This is a genomic window from Hymenobacter crusticola (genome assembly GCF_002154225.1).
GTDB classification, from domain to species: Bacteria; Bacteroidota; Bacteroidia; order Cytophagales; family Hymenobacteraceae; genus Hymenobacter; species Hymenobacter crusticola.
In genome coordinates, this window is sequence record NZ_MTSE01000010.1 from 159432 (window position 1) to 180662 (window position 21231).

General features: G+C 53.7%; 18 protein-coding genes. 13 read left to right on the forward strand and 5 right to left on the reverse strand.

What is annotated here, in order from left to right; all coding sequences use genetic code 11:
• The first annotated feature begins 120 nt into the window (after positions 1-120).
• Both BXP70_RS18385 and BXP70_RS18390 read left to right on the forward strand, forming a co-directional pair.
• Positions 121-945 carry an MOSC domain-containing protein gene (locus BXP70_RS18385; RefSeq protein ID WP_086595580.1) on the forward strand — a complete coding sequence of 275 codons (825 nt, stop codon included), beginning with the start codon at positions 121-123 and terminating at the stop codon, positions 943-945.
• Positions 946-1018: 73 nt separating this feature from the next.
• Positions 1019-1687 carry a DUF2461 domain-containing protein gene (locus tag BXP70_RS18390; protein ID WP_086595581.1) on the forward strand — a complete coding sequence of 223 codons (669 nt, stop codon included), beginning with the start codon at positions 1019-1021 and terminating at the stop codon, positions 1685-1687.
• 137 nt (positions 1688-1824) lie between these two features.
• Here the strand turns inward: BXP70_RS18390 and BXP70_RS18395 are convergent, their stop codons facing one another.
• Positions 1825-2448 (reverse strand): deoxynucleoside kinase, encoded by a 624-nt coding sequence (locus tag BXP70_RS18395; RefSeq protein WP_086595582.1) that lies wholly within the window; start codon positions 2446-2448, stop codon positions 1825-1827.
• A 169-nt stretch (positions 2449-2617) separates the two neighbouring features.
• On the opposite strand from BXP70_RS18395, the gene BXP70_RS18400 reads away from it, so the two are divergent.
• On the forward strand, positions 2618-3061 hold the full coding sequence (locus tag BXP70_RS18400; protein ID WP_143436564.1) for a hypothetical protein: 444 nt from the start codon (positions 2618-2620) through the stop codon (positions 3059-3061).
• On the opposite strand, the gene BXP70_RS18405 is transcribed toward BXP70_RS18400, so the two are convergent.
• Entirely contained in the window at positions 3058-3702 is a 645-nt protein-coding gene (locus BXP70_RS18405) for a DUF6565 domain-containing protein (protein WP_086595584.1), read from the reverse strand. The genes BXP70_RS18400 and BXP70_RS18405 overlap by 4 nt on opposite strands.
• Positions 3703-3843: 141 nt before the next feature.
• On the opposite strand from BXP70_RS18405, the gene BXP70_RS18410 reads away from it, so the two are divergent.
• The 5 genes from BXP70_RS18410 (at position 3844) to BXP70_RS18430 (ending at position 10282) form a co-directional block, all read left to right on the forward strand.
• Entirely contained in the window at positions 3844-4353 is a 510-nt protein-coding gene (locus tag BXP70_RS18410; protein WP_086595600.1) for a GNAT family N-acetyltransferase, read from the forward strand.
• Positions 4354-4730: 377 nt separating this feature from the next.
• Positions 4731-7892 carry a SusC/RagA family TonB-linked outer membrane protein gene (locus BXP70_RS18415; protein ID WP_086595585.1) on the forward strand — a complete coding sequence of 1054 codons (3162 nt, stop codon included), beginning with the start codon at positions 4731-4733 and terminating at the stop codon, positions 7890-7892.
• 20 nt (positions 7893-7912) lie between these two features.
• Positions 7913-9376: a SusD/RagB family nutrient-binding outer membrane lipoprotein gene (locus tag BXP70_RS18420; RefSeq protein WP_086595586.1), complete on the forward strand. Its 1464-nt coding sequence runs from the start codon at positions 7913-7915 to the stop codon at positions 9374-9376.
• 64 nt (positions 9377-9440) lie between these two features.
• Positions 9441-9908, forward strand: coding sequence for a hypothetical protein (locus BXP70_RS18425; protein ID WP_143436565.1), 468 nt, complete (start codon positions 9441-9443; stop codon positions 9906-9908).
• Positions 9909-10060: 152 nt separating this feature from the next.
• Entirely contained in the window at positions 10061-10282 is a 222-nt protein-coding gene (locus BXP70_RS18430) for a CDGSH iron-sulfur domain-containing protein (protein WP_086595588.1), read from the forward strand.
• Between the two features lie 171 nt (positions 10283-10453).
• Here the strand turns inward: BXP70_RS18430 and BXP70_RS18435 are convergent, their stop codons facing one another.
• Positions 10454-10714: an acyl-CoA-binding protein gene (locus tag BXP70_RS18435; RefSeq protein ID WP_086595601.1), complete on the reverse strand. Its 261-nt coding sequence runs from the start codon at positions 10712-10714 to the stop codon at positions 10454-10456.
• A gap of 125 nt (positions 10715-10839) precedes the next feature.
• On the opposite strand from BXP70_RS18435, the gene BXP70_RS18440 reads away from it, so the two are divergent.
• Positions 10840-12129 (forward strand): metal-dependent hydrolase family protein, encoded by a 1290-nt coding sequence (locus tag BXP70_RS18440; protein ID WP_086595602.1) that lies wholly within the window; start codon positions 10840-10842, stop codon positions 12127-12129.
• A 78-nt stretch (positions 12130-12207) separates the two neighbouring features.
• Here BXP70_RS18440 and BXP70_RS18445 read toward each other — a convergent pair whose 3' ends face one another.
• A complete protein-coding gene (locus BXP70_RS18445) occupies positions 12208-15564 on the reverse strand; it encodes a T9SS type A sorting domain-containing protein (protein WP_086595589.1) in 3357 nt (1118 codons plus the stop codon).
• Between the two features lie 500 nt (positions 15565-16064).
• Here BXP70_RS18445 and BXP70_RS18450 point away from each other — a divergent pair, with 500 nt between their 5' ends.
• Positions 16065-16595 carry a CinA family protein gene (locus BXP70_RS18450; RefSeq protein WP_086595590.1) on the forward strand — a complete coding sequence of 177 codons (531 nt, stop codon included), beginning with the start codon at positions 16065-16067 and terminating at the stop codon, positions 16593-16595.
• 63 nt (positions 16596-16658) lie between these two features.
• Here the strand turns inward: BXP70_RS18450 and BXP70_RS18455 are convergent, their stop codons facing one another.
• Positions 16659-17687, reverse strand: coding sequence for a hypothetical protein (locus BXP70_RS18455; RefSeq protein WP_086595591.1), 1029 nt, complete (start codon positions 17685-17687; stop codon positions 16659-16661).
• Between the two features lie 195 nt (positions 17688-17882).
• On the opposite strand from BXP70_RS18455, the gene BXP70_RS18460 reads away from it, so the two are divergent.
• The 3 genes from BXP70_RS18460 (at position 17883) to BXP70_RS18470 (ending at position 21101) form a co-directional block, all read left to right on the forward strand.
• Entirely contained in the window at positions 17883-19079 is a 1197-nt protein-coding gene (locus tag BXP70_RS18460; protein ID WP_143436566.1) for a zinc dependent phospholipase C family protein, read from the forward strand.
• A 153-nt stretch (positions 19080-19232) separates the two neighbouring features.
• On the forward strand, positions 19233-20138 hold the full coding sequence (locus tag BXP70_RS18465; protein ID WP_086595593.1) for a manganese catalase family protein: 906 nt from the start codon (positions 19233-19235) through the stop codon (positions 20136-20138).
• A gap of 195 nt (positions 20139-20333) precedes the next feature.
• Positions 20334-21101, forward strand: coding sequence for a peptidylprolyl isomerase (locus BXP70_RS18470; RefSeq protein ID WP_086595594.1), 768 nt, complete (start codon positions 20334-20336; stop codon positions 21099-21101).
• Positions 21102-21231 lie beyond the last annotated feature (130 nt).

Below are 21231 nucleotides of genomic sequence, written 5' to 3' on the forward strand. Positions count from 1 at the left end.
AAATGAAGTAAACACAAGCAGAGACGCGCACTAGTGCGCGTCTCTGCTTGTGTTTAGGGCCTACTTATTCTTCGGCCTTTGACAGCCTAGGCCAGAACCTAGCTTTGTACCTTTGCCCGCATGTCTGCGCCTCTTACCCTCTCCGACCTCTACATTTATCCTGTTAAATCCCTTGGCGGTATTCGACTGACCGAAGCTGATATTGAACTAAGAGGCTTACGCCACGACCGCCGTTGGCTGATTGTGAACGAGCGCAACCAGTTCATGACCCAGCGTCAGCACGCCGAAATGGCGCTGCTTGATGTTCATCCTGCCTACAACGGTTTCCTGCTCACGCACCGGCAACGCCCGGAGCTGCTGCCGCTCTACGTTCCCTTCGAAGCTAGCCCCGAGCGCACCTTGTTCGTCACGATTTGGGACGACATGGTGTTTGCTTGCCGCGCCGACAAAGCCGTCGACGAGTGGCTCAGCATAGCGCTAAACCAGCCCTGTAAGCTGGTATATATGTCGGATATGGTGCGCCGCGATGTAGAGCCGGAACTGAACCCCAAAAACACGCTAGTGAGTTTTGCGGATGATTACCCCTACCTGATCATTGGGCAATCGGCTTTAGATGAGCTAAATACCCGCCTCGATCAGCCCGTACTAATGAATCGGTTTCGGCCCAACCTCGTATTTTCAGGCGGCGCCCCCTACGCCGAAGACACGTGGAATGAATTCCAGATTGGCGACCTCGCTTTTCGGGCGGTACGCGCCTGCAGCCGGTGCGTCATGACAACTATAGATCAGCAAACGGCAGAGAAAAGTAGTCATGGCGAGCCGCTACGCACCCTAGCTACTTACCGCACCATCAATAAGAAAGTCATGTTTGGCCAGAACGTTACGGGTCCTAAGCAAGGAACGCTACGCGTAGGCGACGCCCTAACGGTGCTGACGTACAAGTAGCTTTCTGCCAGCTGCCAAATCTATTTCTTGCCGGGCAGGTTGTAGTGAACAGCCCGCCTTTCTTCTGTTACGCATGGACCTCCCCTTTCTGCTCAAATTCCTGAACAACCTAGCTGCCAACAACAATAAAGCCTGGATGGATGCCAACCGTGCCGACTATCATCGGGCGCGGGCCACGTTCACGGCCCTAGTGCAGGAGCTGCTGCACGGCTTGCAGCGCTTCGACCCCGATTTGCAAGGCATCACACCTTCCGATTCGATGTTCCGTATCAACAAAAACGACCGCTTTCAGCAGAGCGACGAGCCCTACAAAAACCGGATGGGAGCCGGCATGGGCCGCGGCGGGCGCCACTCACCGTGGGCTGGCTATTTTATTGCGGTGGAAGCTAACGGCCAAACGTGGGTAGGCGCCGGCAAATGGCGCCCAGAGCCAGCGAGCTTAGCTCGTATCCGCCAGGAAATTCACTACAACGGCGCCGAGTTTCATGAGCTGCGCCAAGCCCCGAAGATGCAACAGCACTTCCCAGATGGTTTCGAGGGCGAACGGCTCCAACGTCCACCGAAAGGATACGACAAGAACGACCCCGATATTGAGTGGCTCAAACTGAAAGATTTCTTTGTGTCGCAATCGTTCACCGATGCCGAGCTGCTGGCGCCCGATTTTGTGCCGCGTGTGCTAGCTAGCTTTCAAGCGGCACAGCCGCTCGTGCAATTCTTGAATCGAGCGTTGGAGGGAGAATAAAGCGCATATCCAACAGCAAACCGGTAGAAATGGCCCCCGGCGCATTCAGGCTTTGCCGTAACTATAACGACCTGCTAGGTTTCGCACAGCCCTAGAGGCCAAGCGCACGGTGGGGCGTTCGGCCTCTAGGGCTGTGATTAAAACAGCCCAAACAAGGTACTGTTGATGCGGTCGATGATGGTACCTAGGTCCTCAGGGTTCTGTACGTAGTCGAGGTGGTTTACATCCACGATCAGCAGCTTACCATGCTTATAGCTGCTGATCCACTTTTCGTAGTGGTCGTTAAGATTGCGCAAGTACTCAATCTTGATATTGTTTTCGTAGTCGCGGTTGCGCTTCTCAATCTGCTGAATCAGCTTCGGCAAATCGGCGCGTAGGTACAGCAGCAGGTCGGGCGGCTCTACCATGCTAATCATCGACTCAAACAGATTTAGGTAGTTCTGGTAGTCGCGCTCCGTCATAAGGCTAGACTCGTGCAAGTTAGCCGCGAAGATGTGGGCATCTTCGTAGATGGTGCGGTCCTGGATTACGCCTTTACCAGCGCTTTGCAACGTCTTAATTCGTTGCGTTTGACGAAAACGGCTATTTAGAAAATATACCTGCAAGTGAAACGCCCACCGGGGCATGTCGTCGTAGAAATCTTTGAGATACGGATTGTGATCTACGTCTTCCAAAAACACTTCCCAGTGGAAGTGGTGGGCCAATTTATTAGCTAGCGTGGTTTTGCCGGCGCCAATATTTCCGACGATTGCAATATGCATGACCTAGGGGCGGAACGAAAAGTGAGCCGCAAAAATAACGCATCGGGTCAGAACCACGGCCAATTACTTAGCATAGTGGCAGCGCCACAGCATAGTACATAAATTCCTCCTTTATGTTATATTAGATACGTGTCTTATCGTTTCCCCTATCGTTCTTCCTTATCGTCCGATGCCTACCCAACCGCGCTTACTATCGACCGTGTCGGATACGCACGGCCACCGGCTTATTGAGTTCTGGCATTACGAAGCCGAACAAGTGTTATATGCCCGCTGGTACGGCAACCTGACGGCGATTGAAGTTATCAAAGGTGCCCAGCAAGCAACGGCGCTCCAAAGCTGGCTACACTGCCCCTTACTACTCAACGACAAGCACCAATCAACTGGCGACTGGAGCGAGGCCATGAGTTGGCTTGAGTACGAGTGGTTACCTCGCGCTTTGAAGGATGGCCTGCGAGCGGTAGCCTACGTTTTCGCGACTGACGTCAGCAACCAGATTGTTAGCACGGAGTTCGCCAAGCGCGTGCAGCCTCACCTTGCCATCAAGTTGTTCTACAGCGTCCCGGCGGCATGGGGCTGGCTACGACGCCAGCCCCTACCTAGGCAACGAGTTTAGAGGCCATTAAAGATGTCTTTCACATCTTTGGCTTTCTCCAGCGTCCGAAATTCACCTTGTAACGAGCGGATACGCACTTTTTCGTCGATATCCAGCTGGTCACGCACTTGGTCATAGCGGCCATTCAGCTTAGCGAGCACCACCCCTGCGGCAGTCCAGTCGGTAGCAGTCCAGCTGCGGCGCTGTGCCCGCGTCGACTCTAAGAAGCGACCGTACAAATCGGGTAACTCGGCGGCGCGAGTCTTACTGATAGTTACATTTTCGCCCAGCAGTTTATTTTGGATGGCTGTGGCTTTGGCTGGGTCGCTCTGCACGCTAGCTTCTAGCTGCTGCTGCTCCGCCGACCACGCCTTGTAGCGTGCTTTCTGGGCTACGTATTTCTGCTTCGATTGCACAGAGAGGCTATCCACGGCGCGGTCGAGGCGGGCGCTCTGCCGGTCGTAGTCAGCCATAAGCTTAGGCCATTTGCGGTGCGCCCCAGCCGAAGCACTATCAATCTTTTGATCGACCCAGGCGCTGAAGGTGCGCAAGTCCCGTTCTACTGCTGAAGGAGTAGCCGCCGTCGTTTTTTGTTGGGCCTGGGTAGCAAGCGGCGTCAGTATCGTCGTCAGAAGGGCAAGCGGCAGCAAGAGTCGTTTCATTGTATGCAATAAGGTGAATGTTGTATACGAACGACTACCAAGCATCGTTCGTATTTTAGAAGCCAGGAATTTCGGGCCTAAAAGGGCGATACAAGCGAAATGGGTTCGGTTCTTCGCCAGAAAATGACGTTTTTGCAGCCTATGTTAGCAAATTCTGCCGCCGTTGTTGTTCAGCCTGCCACCCTGGCCGACATCCCCACCATTGTCAGCCTTGCCGAAGCTACCTGGGAGCCGACGTATCGTTTTATCATCTCCAAGGATCAACTGGAATACATGTACCGCGTCATTTACACGCCTGCCTCGTTGCAGCGGCAGATGCGGGAGCAAGGTCAACAGTTTTTGATTTTATACTGTGAAGGCCACCCGAGCGGCTTTGCGTCATATTCGGCTAAGGAGCAAGGCATTTACCACCTCAACAAGATCTACTTATTACCTTCCCACCAAGGTCAAGGGCTAGGTCAGCAGTTGATCAAGGCAGTAGAAGATATTGCGCGGTCTTCTGGTGGCACCGCTCTGGAGCTGAACGTTAACCGCTATAATCCGGCTATTGCGTTTTATGAGCGTCAGGGCTTTCAGCACTACCGTGAGGAAGATATTCCGATTGGCCCGTTTTGGATGAACGACTACGTGATGCGCAAGGAACTATTGTAAGCACTGCTTTTCTTGGCTTAACTCGTCCAAAACATTAGCATTACAAGAAGAGGGGCCGCACGAAGATTCGTGTGGCCCCTCTTCTTGTTACTTCACCTGATCATCGTCGGAAATGTAGTATGCGGTAGACGCATCACAGTTTATTACTATTTATTCACAAATTATGCGAATGACCCTTCCCGCATCTCTGCGTTAATTCTTTTTATCTAAAAGCTCAAAATATTTTAAAATCATTAAAAGGAAGACAAACGCATTAATATTCCATTAAAAACTACAGTATTTTTTTACAGATCTTGTTTTTACGATAAGTAGTGTTTTTCTTGGAAGGATGCGAGCAAAAGGCTCTTTACCACACATCTATTTTTAAAGGCTCTAGCATGAGAAAAACTCTACTTACGATTCCCGTTCTTACTGTTGCTTTAATGCAACAAGTGGCGGCCCAAAACCGAAGCATTTCTGGACAAGTTCTCGACCAAACTACGGGCAGTGGGCTACCCGGCACAACCATCCTACTGAAAGGCACCTCCAACGGTGTGTCGACCAATGCAGATGGTACTTTTACCCTTAGTGTACCTGAAGGAAATAGTACGCTGGTTATTAGCTCCGTTGGCTACTTAACCAAGGAGTTACCTGTAGGGAACGAAACAAAGTTTAGCATTCGCCTAGCGGAGGACACCAAGCAACTTAGCGAAGTAGTTGTCACGGCATTCGGCGTGGAGCAACAGCGCAAGGCCCTAGGTTATTCAGTTTCGGAAATCAAAAATGAAGAACTGACTCAGGCCCGGCAAACGAACGTCGTTAACTCCTTGACGGGGAAGGTTGCTGGTGTGCGCATTCAAGGCTCTAGCGGCATGGTAGGCTCCTCGGCCAGCATTTTTATTCGAGGCCAAACGACGTTCACGGGTAGCAACCAACCGCTGTTCATAGTAGATGGTATTCCAATCGATAACGGCGGTGGCGCCACTGGCACAGGCAACGCCTTACAATCTGGCGTTTCAAACTCCAACCGTGCTATCGACATCAACCAAGATGACATTGAATCAGTATCGGTGCTGAAAGGACCTGCAGCGGCAGTGCTGTATGGCTCGCGTGCAGCAGCCGGTGCGGTGATTATTACTACAAAGAAAGGCTCTTCTCAAAACTCGAAGAAGCAGACCGTAACGCTCCTGTCGAACTACAATATCGTGCAGGTATCGCGCATGCCTGATTACCAGAACATCTATGGGCAGGGCAACCGCGGCGTATTTAATCCGCTAAGCAATACGTCTTGGGGGCCACTGGTAACGGGACAAACCGTAACCAACTTCCGCGGAGAGCAGGAGCAGCTTTCCATCAACCCCGACAACGTAAAGGATCTGTTTAAAACAGGCTCCAACTTCCAGAACAATGTTTCGCTTTCGGGTGCCACTGAGCGTACGCGCTATTATGCTTCCTACGGTAACCTGCACGAGGTAGGTATTCTGGACAACAACGACCTGAAGCGAAACACGGTGACCTTCAATGGTAGCGCCAACCTCACGCCGAAGCTGCGCACCTCTATTAGTACGATCTTCACCAATAACGTTTCGCAACGGACGCAGCAGGGCAACCAACTCGCTAACCCCTTCTTCCGCTCGTGGTTTTTGCCGCGTAGCTACGACCTCAGCCGCTACCCTTACGAGCTGCCTACCGGTGGCCAACAGGTTCCGGCTGACGTGACGACTACCAACGGACGCCTTGCTGCGAACAACACGTGGTACAGCACCGACGACAACCCCTTGTGGACGATCAAGTACAACACCTATAACGATGAGCTCAACCGTATTGTGGGCAACATCAGCCTAGGGTATGACTTCACGGATTGGTTGTCGGTAGACTACAAGCTAGGTACTGACACGTATGCCCAAACCATCAAGCGGGTAAACGCTCGTGACGGGAAAGGCGCTTCAGCCGTAAGCGGCGTAGGTGCTATTGAAGATGAAACCTTCACACGGCGCGAGCTAAGCTCTTACTTGTTTCTAAATGCGCACCGCGATTTGAATGACAAGTTTGGGGTTCGTGTTCTGTTAGGCAACGAAATCAACCAGCGCCGCACGACCGACATCGGCGTGGTAGGCAACAACATTCAGGTACGAGGTTACAACAACATTACCAATACGCTCAACTTCACTCCTTACGGACTGCAAACTGAGCGTCGATTGATTGGAGCCTTCGGCGAAGTAGGGTTTGATTTCCGCAAGGCTGCCTTCATTACGCTACGCGGCCGGAATGACTGGTCTTCTACTTTCGGCAAAAACAACCGTTCTTATTTCTATCCTGGCGTTTCGACTAGTGTAGTTCTAACGGAGCTGATTCCTAGCCTGAAAGACAATCGTTTCTTGAGCTCTGCTTCTATTCGGGGAGCGGCGGCCCAGGTAGGCCGCGAAGCGGACGAATACCGGACCGAGACGTACTACGCCTCTACCAACAACCCTTCCGACGGTTTTGGCCCTGCCCTTGCTTTCCCTTTCCGAGGACAATCAGGCCAATCGTATGGCAACGCTGCGGGCAACGCGAACCTAGGTCCAGAATTTACGACCAGCTATGAAGTAGGCACCGACCTGAGCTTCTTCGGCGGACGCCTCGGGTTGGAGGCTACCGTGTACAATCAGCAAAGCAAAGACATCATTTTTGCAGTACCAGTGGCGGGCGCCTCAGGCTTCACCAGTTCGTACCAGAATATTGGGCGCTCGGAAGCGAAAGGAATTGAATTGCTGGTTACTTCCACTCCAGTTAAGACCACTAACTTCACGTACAGCAACTCCATCAACTGGACGCACGTTCAGACGAAGGTACTGGAGCTAGCTCCTGGTGTCGATCAGATTACCCTTGGAGGCTTCACAACCCCTAGCACTCGCCTGATTGCGGGCCAGCCTTATGGTGTTATTTTCGGTAGTGTTTTCCAACATGCCCCTGATGGCCAGTTGTTGCTCAATGCGAATGGCCGGACGGCTACAGCCGCTACGAACCAGATCGTAGGCAACCCAAACCCACAGTGGACGGGCGGCATGACGAACACGTTCTCGTGGAAGGGCCTAACGTTGAATACGCTGCTTGATGTTCGCTACGGCGGCGACATCTACGGCCGCAACATCACCGACTTGCGGCGCTCAGGCTCGGTTAAAGAAACTCAAGACCGCAACCGGACTTACGTACACAAGGGCGTAGTAGCTAATGGTGATGGCACTTACTCGCCCAACACCACGCAGATTACGGCCGAAGATTACTTCACCGACCTCTACGGCGCCAGCGTGGCCGAGTACATCATCTTTGATGCTTCATGGATCCGTCTGCGGGAAGTAGCACTTACTTACGTGCTGCCAAAAGCCCTGACTAACCGCACCTTCCTAGGCTCTGTAGAGCTAGGTCTTAACGCCCGTAACGTGTTTTTATACGCCCCAAACGTGCCGCACATCGACCCAGAGGTAAATGCCCAGGGCGCGAGCAACTCACAAGGGTTGGAGTATAACGCGTTGCCTCAGACCCGCACATATGGCGGCTCTATCCGGCTTACTTTCTAACGGCTTTACCTCCTGCAAGCATGCAACTTTCTCGCTTTACTAAATACGTAGCGTTTACCGCAGCGCTGGGGCTACTCAGCGCGTGCGACGACTTTTTGGACGTAAATAATAGCCCTAATGCCGTACTAGTTGCGCCACCCAACAACGTGTTGGTGGGCGCCGAGTCGCACCTAGGTTTTTTAATGGGCTCGGACCTGCACCGCTACACAGCCTTGTTTGTGCAACAGTTTGCGGGCCAAGGAGGCGCCGGTGTACAACCTGTCGATTACGACCGTTACAACATTACGCCGACGGACATGAACAACGTGTGGCGCACGGCTATTTACGGTAGCGCCCAGGCTGATTTGCAGAAGCTCATTGAGCAGACGCAGACTTCTAGCCCCGTTTACGCAGGCGTTAGCAAGCTGATGCAAGCGTTTTTGTTCTCCATAACGGCTGACTCTTTTGGCGATATTCCTTTCACGGAAGCCTTGAAGTTTGCAGATAACCCGCAACCTGCCTACACGTCATCACAGGATGTGTACACGGGCCTCATTACCCTAATCGACGCTGGCGTGGCCGATTTGGACAAAACCTCTACGCTACGTCCCAGTGCCGACGACTTGATCTACGGTGGTGACATAGTGAAGTGGAAGAAGTTTGCCAACACGCTTAAGCTGCGGCTTTACCTGCACTACTACCCCAAGCTTTCCGCAACGGCTAATTCCAACTTGGCTACGCTGCTAAGCCAACCCGCTAGTGCCTTCATGACGAGCAACGCGGATAACTTCCAGCTAGCTTTTGAAGCCGTAGCCGGCAAGACGAATCCAATCAACCAGTTTGAGACGAGCCGGGCCAACCAGTTCTTCCCCAGCACTACGCTGGTGAACATAATGAATACCAAGAATGACCCACGCCGTCCGTTCTACTTCACGGAATCTCCAGCGGGGCAATATACTGGTGCGGGTAATGGTACTGGCTACCTAGGCGTAAACACTAACTTCTCCCGAATTGGTACATTTTTGCGTGGTGCCAAAACGGGCTCAGGTGCACAGGAATACGCTGGTGATGCGCCTATCCGGATGCTCACGTACTCGGAGTATAACTTCATTCTGGCCGAGTATTACTTGCGTAGTGGCAATGTAGCGCTAGCCCAAACCAAACTCAACGACGCCATCACCGCTTCTATGCAGATGGCCGGCGTGACTACTGCTGCGATCAACACCTACATCGCGAGTCGGCCTGCGCTGGCAACGGCGGCTACACCACTCCAAAACATCATAGAGGAAAAGTTTGTAGCCAACTATGGCGTTGCTGTCGAGCCGTGGTCTGACTGGCGTCGTACTGGTTTCCCGAGCCTCACACCGGTATCGATCAACCCCGTACTGACGCAGATTCCGCGTGTGCTGCCCTACTCCGACGTGGAGCGGACAGCCAACCCACAGAATACGCCTGCTCGCACGGACCTTACTGCACCAACCGTTTTCTGGGACCCAGGCCGCTAGGAATTAGGGAACCTAGCTTCACAGGAAAGCCATTGGCCTTCCTCCATTTTCACGAAAGACAACTATGAGAAGATATTTACACCACTTGTTGCTTCTTTGCCTGGTGGCGCTCAGCTTGGCTAGCTGTAAAAAAGATGACGTTCTGGACGAGATGATCGTCCCCAAAACGTCCATCACCTTCAACGACAACATCGAGACGATTACTGCTGACTACAACAGAAACAGCACCCTGACGCTCAAGATCAGCGGTGTGAGTGCGGCCAGCAACGTGCAGGTTACAAGCACTTACTCGGTAAGCGGTACGGCGAAGGCCAAGGACCTAGGTACCCTCCCCGTTGCGGATGGCGTGGCGACTTTAAGCGTACCTGCTAATGCTCTCCGCAACACCGCTGATGGCGCCGTAGTGGGTGCCACAGCTACCGGCACGAATGCGATGTCGCGGGCAAACAACACCTATGTGTTGCAAGTAAATGCGCTGTTGCCGGATGGTACCAGCGAACGGCGCTTGTTTACGGCAGTGCTCACGCAGTAAGGTTGCTTTGCTACTTCGTTAGCTAATTGACTGGCTTTCCTAACGCCCCGTTCTTAATCGATCGGGGCGTTTTGTTGTATCTTGCCCGACACGTTTAGTATGCACGTATTCCGCAACGCATACTTCGCTTTATTTTACCTAATCTCTTCTTCATGGCAACCAAACTTACCGTTCTGTCTAATGGCTCTCTGCGCGTAGAGGGTGACTTCGAAATTGTAGATGCGCAAGGCCAGCCCTATGGCCTAGGCGGGCGCGAGCGGGTCAGCATCTGCCGGTGCGGCCTTTCCAGCAACAAGCCCTTCTGTGATGGTTCGCACAAAGGCCACTTCGAGCATAACGCCGTCGCCTTCGACCTACCCGCTCCGAAAGTCTAAACCACGGATTCGAGCGGATTTTTCGGATTCCTCGGATTTTGTGGACGATTAGCAAAGCGAAGAGGCATCCTAGATGGGATGCCTCTTTCTTTTGAAATTGTAGTTATATTCTTAAAAGCTAGCTATAAAATTCGCTTGAGCTTGAGAACCTTGCCTAAAGCGGTGCCTTCCTTAGGCAGAGGCGAACAGGGAGTTTACCAGTTCCACATATTCGCGGCGGGCCGCTTCTTTGCTTTTACCCGTGAGGCTAGCCCACGCATCATACTTGGCAATGCCCTTGAAATCAAACCCACCAGGACGCGAACCGGTTACGTCGCCTTCGGTGGCTTGTTTGTAGAGCGAATAAAGTTCTAGTAAAACTGTGTTGGAAGGTTTCGTGGGGAGTTGCTGGGCGCGCTGAGCCGCGGTTTCGAATTCGTCGTGGGTAGCCATTAAGGAAAAAGGTAGGTTGGAAAAGAAGTGAACAACGCCGAACAAGGTAGGCATTTCGACCAGATACCGCTACATGCAGCATAGTTCTAATGCCTACCTTAATGCTGTTTCCTAACCGTTCTTCTATGCTCACACGACCTCTACCCCTCCTCCTCAGCGGCTTACTACTATCGGCGTTTACTGCACACGCCCAGAAAACCTACTTGCAATGTGGCCGTTTGCTCGACGTCCGTTCCGGTCGGGCGCAAACGCAGATGACCCTCGTGGTAGAAAATGGCCGCGTGGCATCCGTGCAGCAAGGTTACACCACCGGTAGCGCGGCCGATAAGGTGATTGATTTGAAGAACAAAACCGTGTTGCCCGGTCTCATCGACTGCCACGTACATATCGAGACGCAGCCCGGCCGAAACAACTTCAGCGAGCAGTTCATCCTCAATCCCGCCGACCTAGCGTACCGTGCCCTTGACAACGCGCGCAAAACACTCATGGCCGGTTTTACCACCGTGCGCGACCTAGGTGGCTCGGGCGTGAACGTATCGCTGCGCAACGCTGTGAACCGCGGCCAAGTGGTTGGCCCGCGCATCTTCACAGCCGGCAATGCCATTTCGGCCACGGGTGGCCACATGGATGATACGAATGGCCTCTCACGCGAACTGATGGACAAGCTAGGTCAGCCATCGAGTGTAGCCAATGGGCCCGACCAATGCCGCCAAGCGGTACGCGAGCAGTTCAAGCGCGGCGCCGACGTCATCAAGATTGCCTCTACCGGCGGTGTGCTCGACTTATCGAAAGATGGCAGCGGTCCGCAGTATAGCGAGGAAGAAATTAAAGCCGTAGTCGAAACGGCCCGCGACCTAGGTATGAAAGTGGCCTGCCACGCACACGGCGCGGAAGGCATCAAGCGGGCTATACGCGCCGGCGTGACCAGCATTGAACACGGGACCCTCATGGACGAAGACGGCATGAAGCTCGCCAAAAAGTACAACACCTACTACGTGCCCACCATCATTGCCGGCAAGTCAGTGGCTGATTCGGCTAAAATCGTGGGCTACTTCCCGGCAGCGGTGCAGCCCAAGGCGCTTAGTATTGGCCCTTTGCTGCAAGGTACCTTCGGCAAAGCCTACAAAGCCGGCGTGAAAATCGCCTTTGGCACGGATGCTGGCGTGTATCGCCATGGCGTGAATGCCCTGGAGTTTCAATACATGACCGAAGCGGGCATGCCCAACTTGGAAGCCTTGCGCGCCGCCACCCTCAACGCCGCCGATCTGCTGGGCGAAACCACCAACCTAGGTACGCTAGAGCCCGGCAAGCTAGCCGACGTAGTCGCCGTCGACGGCGACCCTTTGCAGGACATCAAAACCTTGCAGCGAGTGTCTTTTGTGATGAAGCAGGGCGTGGTGTACAAACAGGAGTAAGTTCGCGAGCATCAACCAAAACGAAAGCGCCTAGCCACGTCTTTATGTTAAGACGCGGCTAGGCGCTTTTTTTCAAACTTAATACACGACAATGCGCGTGGCCTGCGTAGTGCCTGCGCTCGTCAAGCGCACCAGGTAAACGCCTGCGCGCAGTGCTGGCGCTGGCAGTGCCCCCGTTGCCGCCGATACCGACCACTGCGCTACTCGCTGCCCCGTCGCCGTGTATAGCTCTATCAGAGCTTCTTTTCCTAGCTGTTCTTCAACAGCATAACGCAACGACTGCCCTGTGCTGACAAGCGTTGGAAACACCCGGAAGCTAGCTTTCTGCGCTTCCAACTGCTTTTCCCGCACAGGCAACACCCAACCCGATGACAGACGCGCTAAAAAGCCTGTGCTATAATGAGTCCCTCCATTCAAGGTCTTCAAGGATCCAAACGCCGGTTCACTGCTCATATAATTTCCTGACACATATAACCGGTTCTGACTACCTAGCACGAGGTCAGCGCCCTGGTCCTGCCCAGTGCCTCCAACGGTAGCTACTTGTTGCCACGCGCCGGTGGCAGTACTAAGTTGGGCCACAAACCCATCGTTATCACCATAAGTAGTAGGCGTTAGCAAAGAAGCTCCCGTGGCAGGTACTGCATTAAAGACAGGCGTACCATATGTAGAGTTACTATACAGCGTACCTACCACATAAACGTGTCCAGCCTTATCTACTTCGATGTTATCGCCCGAGACGGCGCCTGCTTTGCTGCTCACGGCCCAGCGCCATGTGCCAGTAGCGCCATCGAGGCGCGCCACGAAAGCGCTCGTCTGATCACCGCCCGGGTTTAGCGCGCTCGAACCAAACACGGCATCTTTGGTAAAGTTGCCCGTTACATAAGGGTCACCACTAGCATCAACCGCAATACCACGTCCCAGGCACACTCCCTGTGAGAGTCGATCGGTGGTTCCTGCCTTCGCAACCCACTGCCAGTTGCCTGTTGCGGCGTCGAGCCGGGCTACTACTGCTTGCGTACCGTTCACAAAGCCAGATGACGTAAGCTGAGTACCCGTGGGGCTATCGAAAGTGCTACTACCAATATAACAGCCCGTGACGAATACGTGCCCGCTGGCATCAGTTGCAATACCATAGATTACGTCGTTGCTGGGGCCACCCCCACGTACCACCCAGCGCCAGGTACCATCCGCAGGGTTTAGGCGCCCCACATACATTTCGCTATAAACGGGCTCTGCGGTGAGCGTAAATTCGCCGCCACCACTTTTAGCGAAAGTGGCTTTCTCTTGAAAAATACCTCCTACATAGGGGTTATCGTCGGCATCTATGGCCAGACAAAACCCACCACTGCTGTTGACTGGATCAGTTCCCGCTGGTACTGCCCACTGCCACGTACCCGAAGAAGCTTCTAAACGCCCAACGAAGGTTCGGACACGGTTGTAACCTATTTGTGGTGACGTTTGTGGTAAGGTCAGGGCCACGCTACCCGTCGTCGCATTGTAAAAAGTAGCGCTATTCATAACCCCACCGGTAATGTATACGTGCCCGCTAGCATCGGCGGCAATATCAAAGCCCTGCCGCCGAATATCGAATAGGTACGGGTTATTATTGGCGTACAAAGCAGTGCCGACTATCCGCACCGCCCACTGGTAGGCACCTGCCGGGTTTAGCTTGGCAATAAATACCGCCAGGTCACTACCAGAACCCTCAGAACCCTCGTACGTCCCTTCACTTGTCAATGTCGTATTCCCAAACACGATAGTTCCTCGGAAAACTCCTGCCACATAGACGTTGCCTGCTGCATCGGAAGTCGTACTGACTACTTGCTTCATGCCACCTGCTTCCGCACTCACCACCCATTGCACCGCTCCCGCAGTGGCATCTTGCCGGGCTATAAAAACATTTTGCAAGTGAGAACCTAGGACGGTCGTTGCGGGCGAATCGCCGAACTTTGCATTGCCTATGACAAAGCCCGTCTGAAAGACGTGTCCGTTACCATCCAAGGCGGAGCCGTAGCTAGTTGAGCCATTGGGAGCAGCAACCGATGTTACTTGTTGCCATGCGCCCGTAGCAGCATCTAATCGTGCCAGAAAACCATTGTTAGCTCTAAGCCCAGTCAAGTTGATGGGACTACCCGAACTGGTCGGAGTAAACGAGGCGCCTGATCCAAAATATCCCGTTATACTAGGTGTACCAGTGGCATCTACCACAATGCTAGTTCCCGAATTCGTATAGCCACCGCCACCTCGCACGATCCACTGCCAATTGCCCGTTGTGGCGTCGAGTCGGGCCACAAAGATGTCGTGTAGCGCACTAGGGGTACCCGTGAGGGTAAGTTGCGCGGCACTAGGGCTATCGAATGTCGCGGGCGCGACCGGAATCGGTGGATAAGAATTCACGGTGCCGCCACCTTTGAATTTTCCCGTAACAAATACGTGCCCGCTCGCATCCGTGGCAATGCTTGTTCCAGCATCCGCTTCGGTACTGCCCCCCCGCACGGCCCACTGCCAAGTCCCGGAGTTTTCGTCGAGCTTAGCCACGACAATATCGCTGGAGCCACCCGGGCTGGTTAGGGTGAGTGCACTAGTACCCGCTGCCGGGCTGAAGGAAGCAGGACTGGCTGCGGTACCCTGGAAAGAGCCCGTAAGGTACACACTCCCACTAGCATCGACGGTCAGGCTCGTACCTAGGTCGGAGCCGGCACCGCCCCCATGCACCGCCCACTGCCAGGCACCCGTGGTTGCGGCCAATCGAGCTACAAAAATGTCACTGGTACTCCCCGTGCTTGTCAGGGTAAGCTGCGGAGTAGCGGCAGGTCCGTAGAAAGTAGTTGATTTGCTGAAGCCTCCCGTAACGTATACATGACCCGTAGCATCCACGCTAATGTCGGTTCCCTGTTGCGTGTTGTCTACATTATCTGCGTTGCCTGCTCGCACAGCCCACTCCCACGCCCCAGTTGTTCCATTCAGGCGCGCCACCATTATATCAGCGCCGGTTCTGCTGGCAGCCTGTAAGACCGTAGATCCGAAAGCAAAGCTTCCTAGTAATGGTCCCGTGACGTAAACATTCCCGGCCCCGTCTACTGTTAAGTTTGGCGCACTGCTAAAGGAGCTTTGCGAGCTGGTGTTGCCACCACGTACGGCCCACACCCAACTCCCATTCCCATCTAGCTTCGCTACAAACTGAGCATCGGCGCCCACACTTGTTAGCGTGGTAGACCCGAGTACAAGACGCCCCTGAAATGTTCCTGTGACGTAGACGTTACCAGCAGCGTCGGTTGCCAAGTTGTATCCCACTGCGGTGCCGTTGCCTAGCCTGGCATCAATGGCCGTTACCTGATCAAATGTCTGCGCGCTGGCAACATCTGATAGCAGCACCAGAGCAAATAGCATAATCAAGCCTTGCCAACGCAGGCAGAATAATAGACATGTAAACATTACTTGAGTGGTAAAGGTGAACGTATAAACTGACTGATCTATTGGTAATCAACCCTAGCTACAGCAGCCTACTTTTCTTCACCAACAAGTCACTTCACGCTCATCCTCTAGGTGCTGTTTAGTTGACTGAAATAACCACTCAAAAGTTGCTTTATTCAACGCTTTATATACATTAATTTAAGATTAAAGCGTTTTGATTCTCATGTCGTATTTTCCTAACTAATTCGTGCTCCATTGGCACTTACTGCGTGGCTATTTCCGCGTAGTTGATTGCTCTTTCCTAGGCGCTAGAGGAGCTTGTGGGATAACCGTTTCTATATGACCGGCTTATCCAATCAGGCGTCCTAAAAGGCTACGTTCCAATGGTTCAGCTAAGCGCTAGAGTATGCTGCTTGTACAGTTGAGCTAGCTAAGAGCCGGGCAATAAAAGCCGCTGTTTGTTGCCAACCCAGAACCGATTGCGAAAGTATATGCAGCCCTACGCTCTATGTACTTTCGCAATGGAAACACCCGAAATAGATAACCTCGTCAAGAAATTTCTGCAATTCAAGCTCACCATTGCCTTTGCTGAAAGCTGCACGGCGGGTCTGCTAGCATCCGAGTTTTCCAAAGGTGTTGGCAGCTCCGAAGTATTGCTCGGCAGCGTCGTTACGTACCATCCGCTGGCTAAGCACAAGCTGCTGGGAGTAAGCCAAGATTCCTTGAGTTTGTACACGGCCGAGTCGCAGCAGGTGACAAACGAGATGGTGATGGGCCTGCACAAGAAACTGCCCGCTGATGTGTGCGTCGCCATCACGGGCTTATGCGGGGCCGGTGCTTCCGAAGCCGACATCAAGCCGGTGGGCACTATGTTTTTTACCTTCCTGCACCAAAATCACGCAACAGAAGTACGCCAAGAATTTGAAGGCGACTGTGTTTCGGTTCGGGAGCAAGCTGTGGACTTCATCTTCACGCGCCTAGGGGAGCTGCTAGAACGCTATTCGGAGCGGTATGCTGCTGAGGCAGTAGAAACCCGCACGAAGAAAAGCTAGGTAGCATACCGGCATCATAGCAAGGTGAGCGGAGCATAGCTAGCGTAGGCTACTATGCTCCGCTCACCTTTTTTTTCCGAGAAGCATAATCTGCAGGTTCAACCGCACAACGTCGCCCATGGAGCGGCAACGATCAAACAGCTCGGTACGGTGGTGGCGGTTTAGCTCGGCTTTCAGCTCGAGTACTTTTTCGGGCGTCGACACTTCATCGGCGCGCATGCAGTCGATCAGATCTTTGAGACGGTAACGCGCGGTACGCACCCGCCGGGCCATGAGCGAGCGTTCCTCTGTTTGGTACTGCCGCACGCTTTCGGCCGTGAGCAATTCGCCGCACATCTGCACAATAGCTAGGTTGTCTTTGAAGAACTGCGGCAAGTACATCGTTTTGCGCCCCTCGTAGCTCTGTTGGTCGAAGTCGATGGCCCGCACGCGGTACTGCTCATCTTCGAAGTCGGGCGTCACGTCGATAACGTAGTTGTAGGCGCGCATGTCGCCGAGCAGCCGGGCAAAGCACCGTTCATTGAACTTCACAAACTCTTTGGCAATGCGCACCTGGTTGAGGTGGGGCCGGTTGAGGTGGTGCCGAATAAAGTCGTCGCCGGGGATACCCGCAATGTGTTCCTCAATCAGCGAATCGCGGTAAACGAGGTAGTTGATGCGATTAGGCGACAAGATGTGTTCTAGCTCCAGGCCGTACACCCGCGAGGCATCCGCCCGCTTCACGTAGAAGTAGTCGTAGTTGTCGTTGTATTGGTTGACGATGCGCACCCGAAACGGATTGCTATTCCCGAAGCGGCAGTAATCAATCCGGTCCGCAATAAGGTGCTCCGAAAACGACAGGTCGCCGTCGGTTTTCAGCAGCGCATACACCTCCGACAGCCCCGTAGACAGCTCGCGCAGGCTGCTCGGCTCGTAAAATACCGTCTGCCAGAGCGTGTCACGCCCGGCACGGTCGAGGCGCGGGAAGGAGCCCGTGAAGTGCTGCAAATCGGCGTAGGTGACGGGCAGCTTAGTTTCGCGGTCGTAGTCGTGCAGGTATTTACGCAGCGGCGGGTTGATGTCGTAATTTATTTTCTTCCTAGAAATATTCATGGCAGGACCTAGGGCTTGAGGGCGAGGCAGTAGAAGATAGAAGCTGGTGGGCGCAAGATTGTCTTAATTGGCAACTTTTACCTTCTACTAGCTAGCTCCTATCTCCTCCGAATATCCCGGCATTATCCAAAACTTATAAGAAAATTCCGACCTTCGTATTGCCGTACGCTTGGCGGTTTATTTTCCTTATCCGTTATGAGAAAGACATTACTTGTGCTGGCCCTGGTGCTCCTGCTACCAGCCTTATCCCCTGGCTGGGGCTTTTTTGCCCACCGCACCATCGGGCAGGTTGCCATCTACGCCTTGCCTAGCGCTATGCAAGGCTTTTATTTTCGGCACCTCTCCGAAATTGTACGGCTAATAACGGCGCCCGATGAGCGCCGCGAAGCCGACCCTGCCGAAGCCCCCAAACATTACATCGACATGGACCATTACGGCGACAACCCGTTTGGCGACATGCCCAAAGCCTGGGACAAAGCCAGCGCCAAGTACTCCACCGATACGCTACGCAAATACGGCACGGTGCCGTGGACGGTGATGGAAGTAAAGGATCAGCTCACCGAAGCGTTTAAGCAGCGTGACACTACCGCTATCATTCGCCTTTCCGCCGATCTAGGTCACTACGTCTCGGACGCTTTTGTGCCGCTGCACACCACCGAAAACTACGACGGCCAGCTGACTAACCAGGCCGGTTTGCACAGCTTGTGGGAAAGCAAGTTACCTGAGCGCCACATTGCGGAGTACAAGCTCGACAGCGACCCGGGCCATTACTTGAAGGATCCACAGGGCGCTATCTGGCAAGTAGTGCAAGAGTCATACGGCTTCTTAGGTGCTACATTCGACCTGGAGGAAAAGGTGACGCGCGACTTCACGCCCGAAACCAAATACACTTATTCACACAAATTTGGCAAAACGCGTCGCTCCTATTCTGATGCCTTCGCCGATGCCTACCACAAGGAAGTAGGCGGGCAGGTAGCCTACCGGCTCAAGGGTGCCCCCACAATGGTGGCTTCGATGTGGATGACTGCCTGGAAAGATGCCGGCAGCCCCGACCTAGATGCCTTGCTGCCGAAAAAGCAAACCAAGGCCGAAAAGGCCGAGCTAGCCGCTCAAATCAAAACCTGGAACAAGAATGAGCTGGTGCCCCAGGAAAAATTGCTCGCCTTACAGAAAGAAAAAGCCATAGAGCGCCCCGACGAGATTAAGTCGGCGGAAGAAGCTCCGGCCACGCCTGCTACCTACGAAGCCGCAACGCCCGCCGCAGCTCCAGCGGCTCCCGCAACGCCCTCAGCTACGCCTGAGAAGATAAAAGTAAAGACGAAGGGTGGCGAAGCTCCTAAGCAGAAGCAGAAAATAAAGCCCCAAAAGAAGGTAGACGACGGCTGGAACTAGGTCGCGGGGCGCTCCGCATTTGCTGTTGAGCTCCAATATATTATACCAACCCCAGGTAAGTAACCGCGTACGATGAGTCTACGGCACGGGGAGCTGATACACTCGGCTCCCCGCGCCGTAGACTCATTTTCGTTTCACCCTTACCTGCCTACAATGATCTTACGCTATGACCGGCTGGCCGTTGAACTGCCCAAGCCCAAGAATCCTTCGCCCAATGATGCGGCCGCCATTCAGGAGTTGCTAGGTGGTAAATACGGGGAAATGTCGACCCTAATGAACTACACGTTCCAGTCGTTCAACTTCCGCGGACGTAACCGTTTGCGCCCTTTTTATGATCTGACTTGTAGCATTGCAGCCGAAGAATATAGCCACATTGAGGCGGTATCGTACGCCATCAACTTGCTTTTGACGGGCCAAACCGTTCGGGGCAAAGATCCAAAGCCAGGTCCCTTGAAAGAGGTAGTTGACGCGCGCAACTCGTACCACTTCCTCTCCAGCGCCCAAGCGGCCTTGCCCTACGACTCGATGGGCAACCCTTGGACAGGCCAATATGTGCACAGCAGCGGCAACCTAAAGCTTGATTTGCTTCATAATTTCTTCCTGGAGTGCGGAGCGCGGGCCAACAAGATGCGCGTGTATGAAATGGTAACCGATCCGTGCGCCCGCACGATGGTAGGCTACTTGCTGGTACGCGGTGGCTTACACGTGGTAGCCTACGCAAAAGCCTTGGAGAAGCTAACTGGCGTGGAAGTAAGCAAGCTAGTGCCCGTACCGGAGCTTAGCAATGATGCTTTCCCTGAAGCGAAAAAGCTGCAAGAAGAGCAGAAGCTCCACTTGAAACTTTATACGTTCAGCCCCGACGACTACAAGCAAGCGGGCATCATCTGGAACGGTTCGCACCCCGAAGACGGCCAACCCCTGGAAGTAATCCAAGGTGGCTTTATGGGCGTGCCGTACCCCGAGCTAGAGGAAGAGCCCCAGCTCAACTCGCCCGGCGCTGATGACTACGATCCGGAAATGTTCAAGGACATTGCCAAAAAGATGGGCATCAAGCTGTAAGCTAGCCCCGGTCTTTTCCGCATATTCTAGTTACTTTGAGTTGCTGTCGCCTTTGGGCGGCAGCAACTTTTTTTGTGCCTTATGTGGCCTAGCCTCTTGCTTTTCAAGCTGTTTGCCTAGGTTATACGTCAGCTAGCAGCCCGTTTATTCGGATAGCGCCGTTTGAGGCGCTGCACTTTTCTCTTTTCCGCTCCTATGTTTTCTCTCCGTTCTGTGCTCGTTGGCTGGTCGAAAGTAGTAGGGTTAGGCGTTGCTCTATTGTTTGCTACGGCGTGCGGCCAGGCAGACCAGCCCACCGAAGCTCCTGCTGCGAAACCTGCTCCACCCTCCGCGCCGGGCCCCGACCTCACAACGCTCACCGACAGCAACGCGGCGCCCCTGCTCCTTGCCTATTTGAAGCAGTACCCGGCCTCCGAAGTTATTCTTCACACGCGGTTAGGGAATATGCGCATCAAACTCTACGACGATACCCCCATCCACAAAGCCAATTTTTTGCTGCTGTCCCGCAAAGGCGTGTTCGATGAAACGGTTTTCAACCGTGTGGTGAAAGACCTCGTGATACAGGGTGGCCGCTCCGACCACCGCACCATCCGCATTACGAAGTACCACCTGCCCCCCGAAGTGCGACCCGCTCACTTTCACAAGCACGGTGCCCTAGGCATGGCCCGCTACGACGACGAGCAGAACCCAGGCCGCCTCTCCTCTAACAACGATTTCTACATCGTGCACGGCAAAAAGATGGCTCCTGCTATGGCCCAAGCCATGTCGGGTCGCAAGCTCACGCCCGCCCAACTCAAAGCGTACCAGACGGATGGTGGCGTTCCGGCCCTCGATGGCAAATACACGGTCTTCGGCGAAGTAGTCGAGGGCTTAGAGGTTATCGACAAAATAGCCAACGAGCCAGTCGATGCTTACAGCTGGCCAAAGAAGGATGTCGACATCAAGGTGGAGGTCGTGAAGTAGTTAGAAACTAGGAGCTCCCCTCCTTTTTTCAAGGAGAGGTTGGGGGTGGTTAAAGGTCGTTGAACGACAAGCTAGGTCTAGTTTCCTAGTTCTAGCCAGACCACCCCCAACCCCTCCTTGAAAAAAGGAG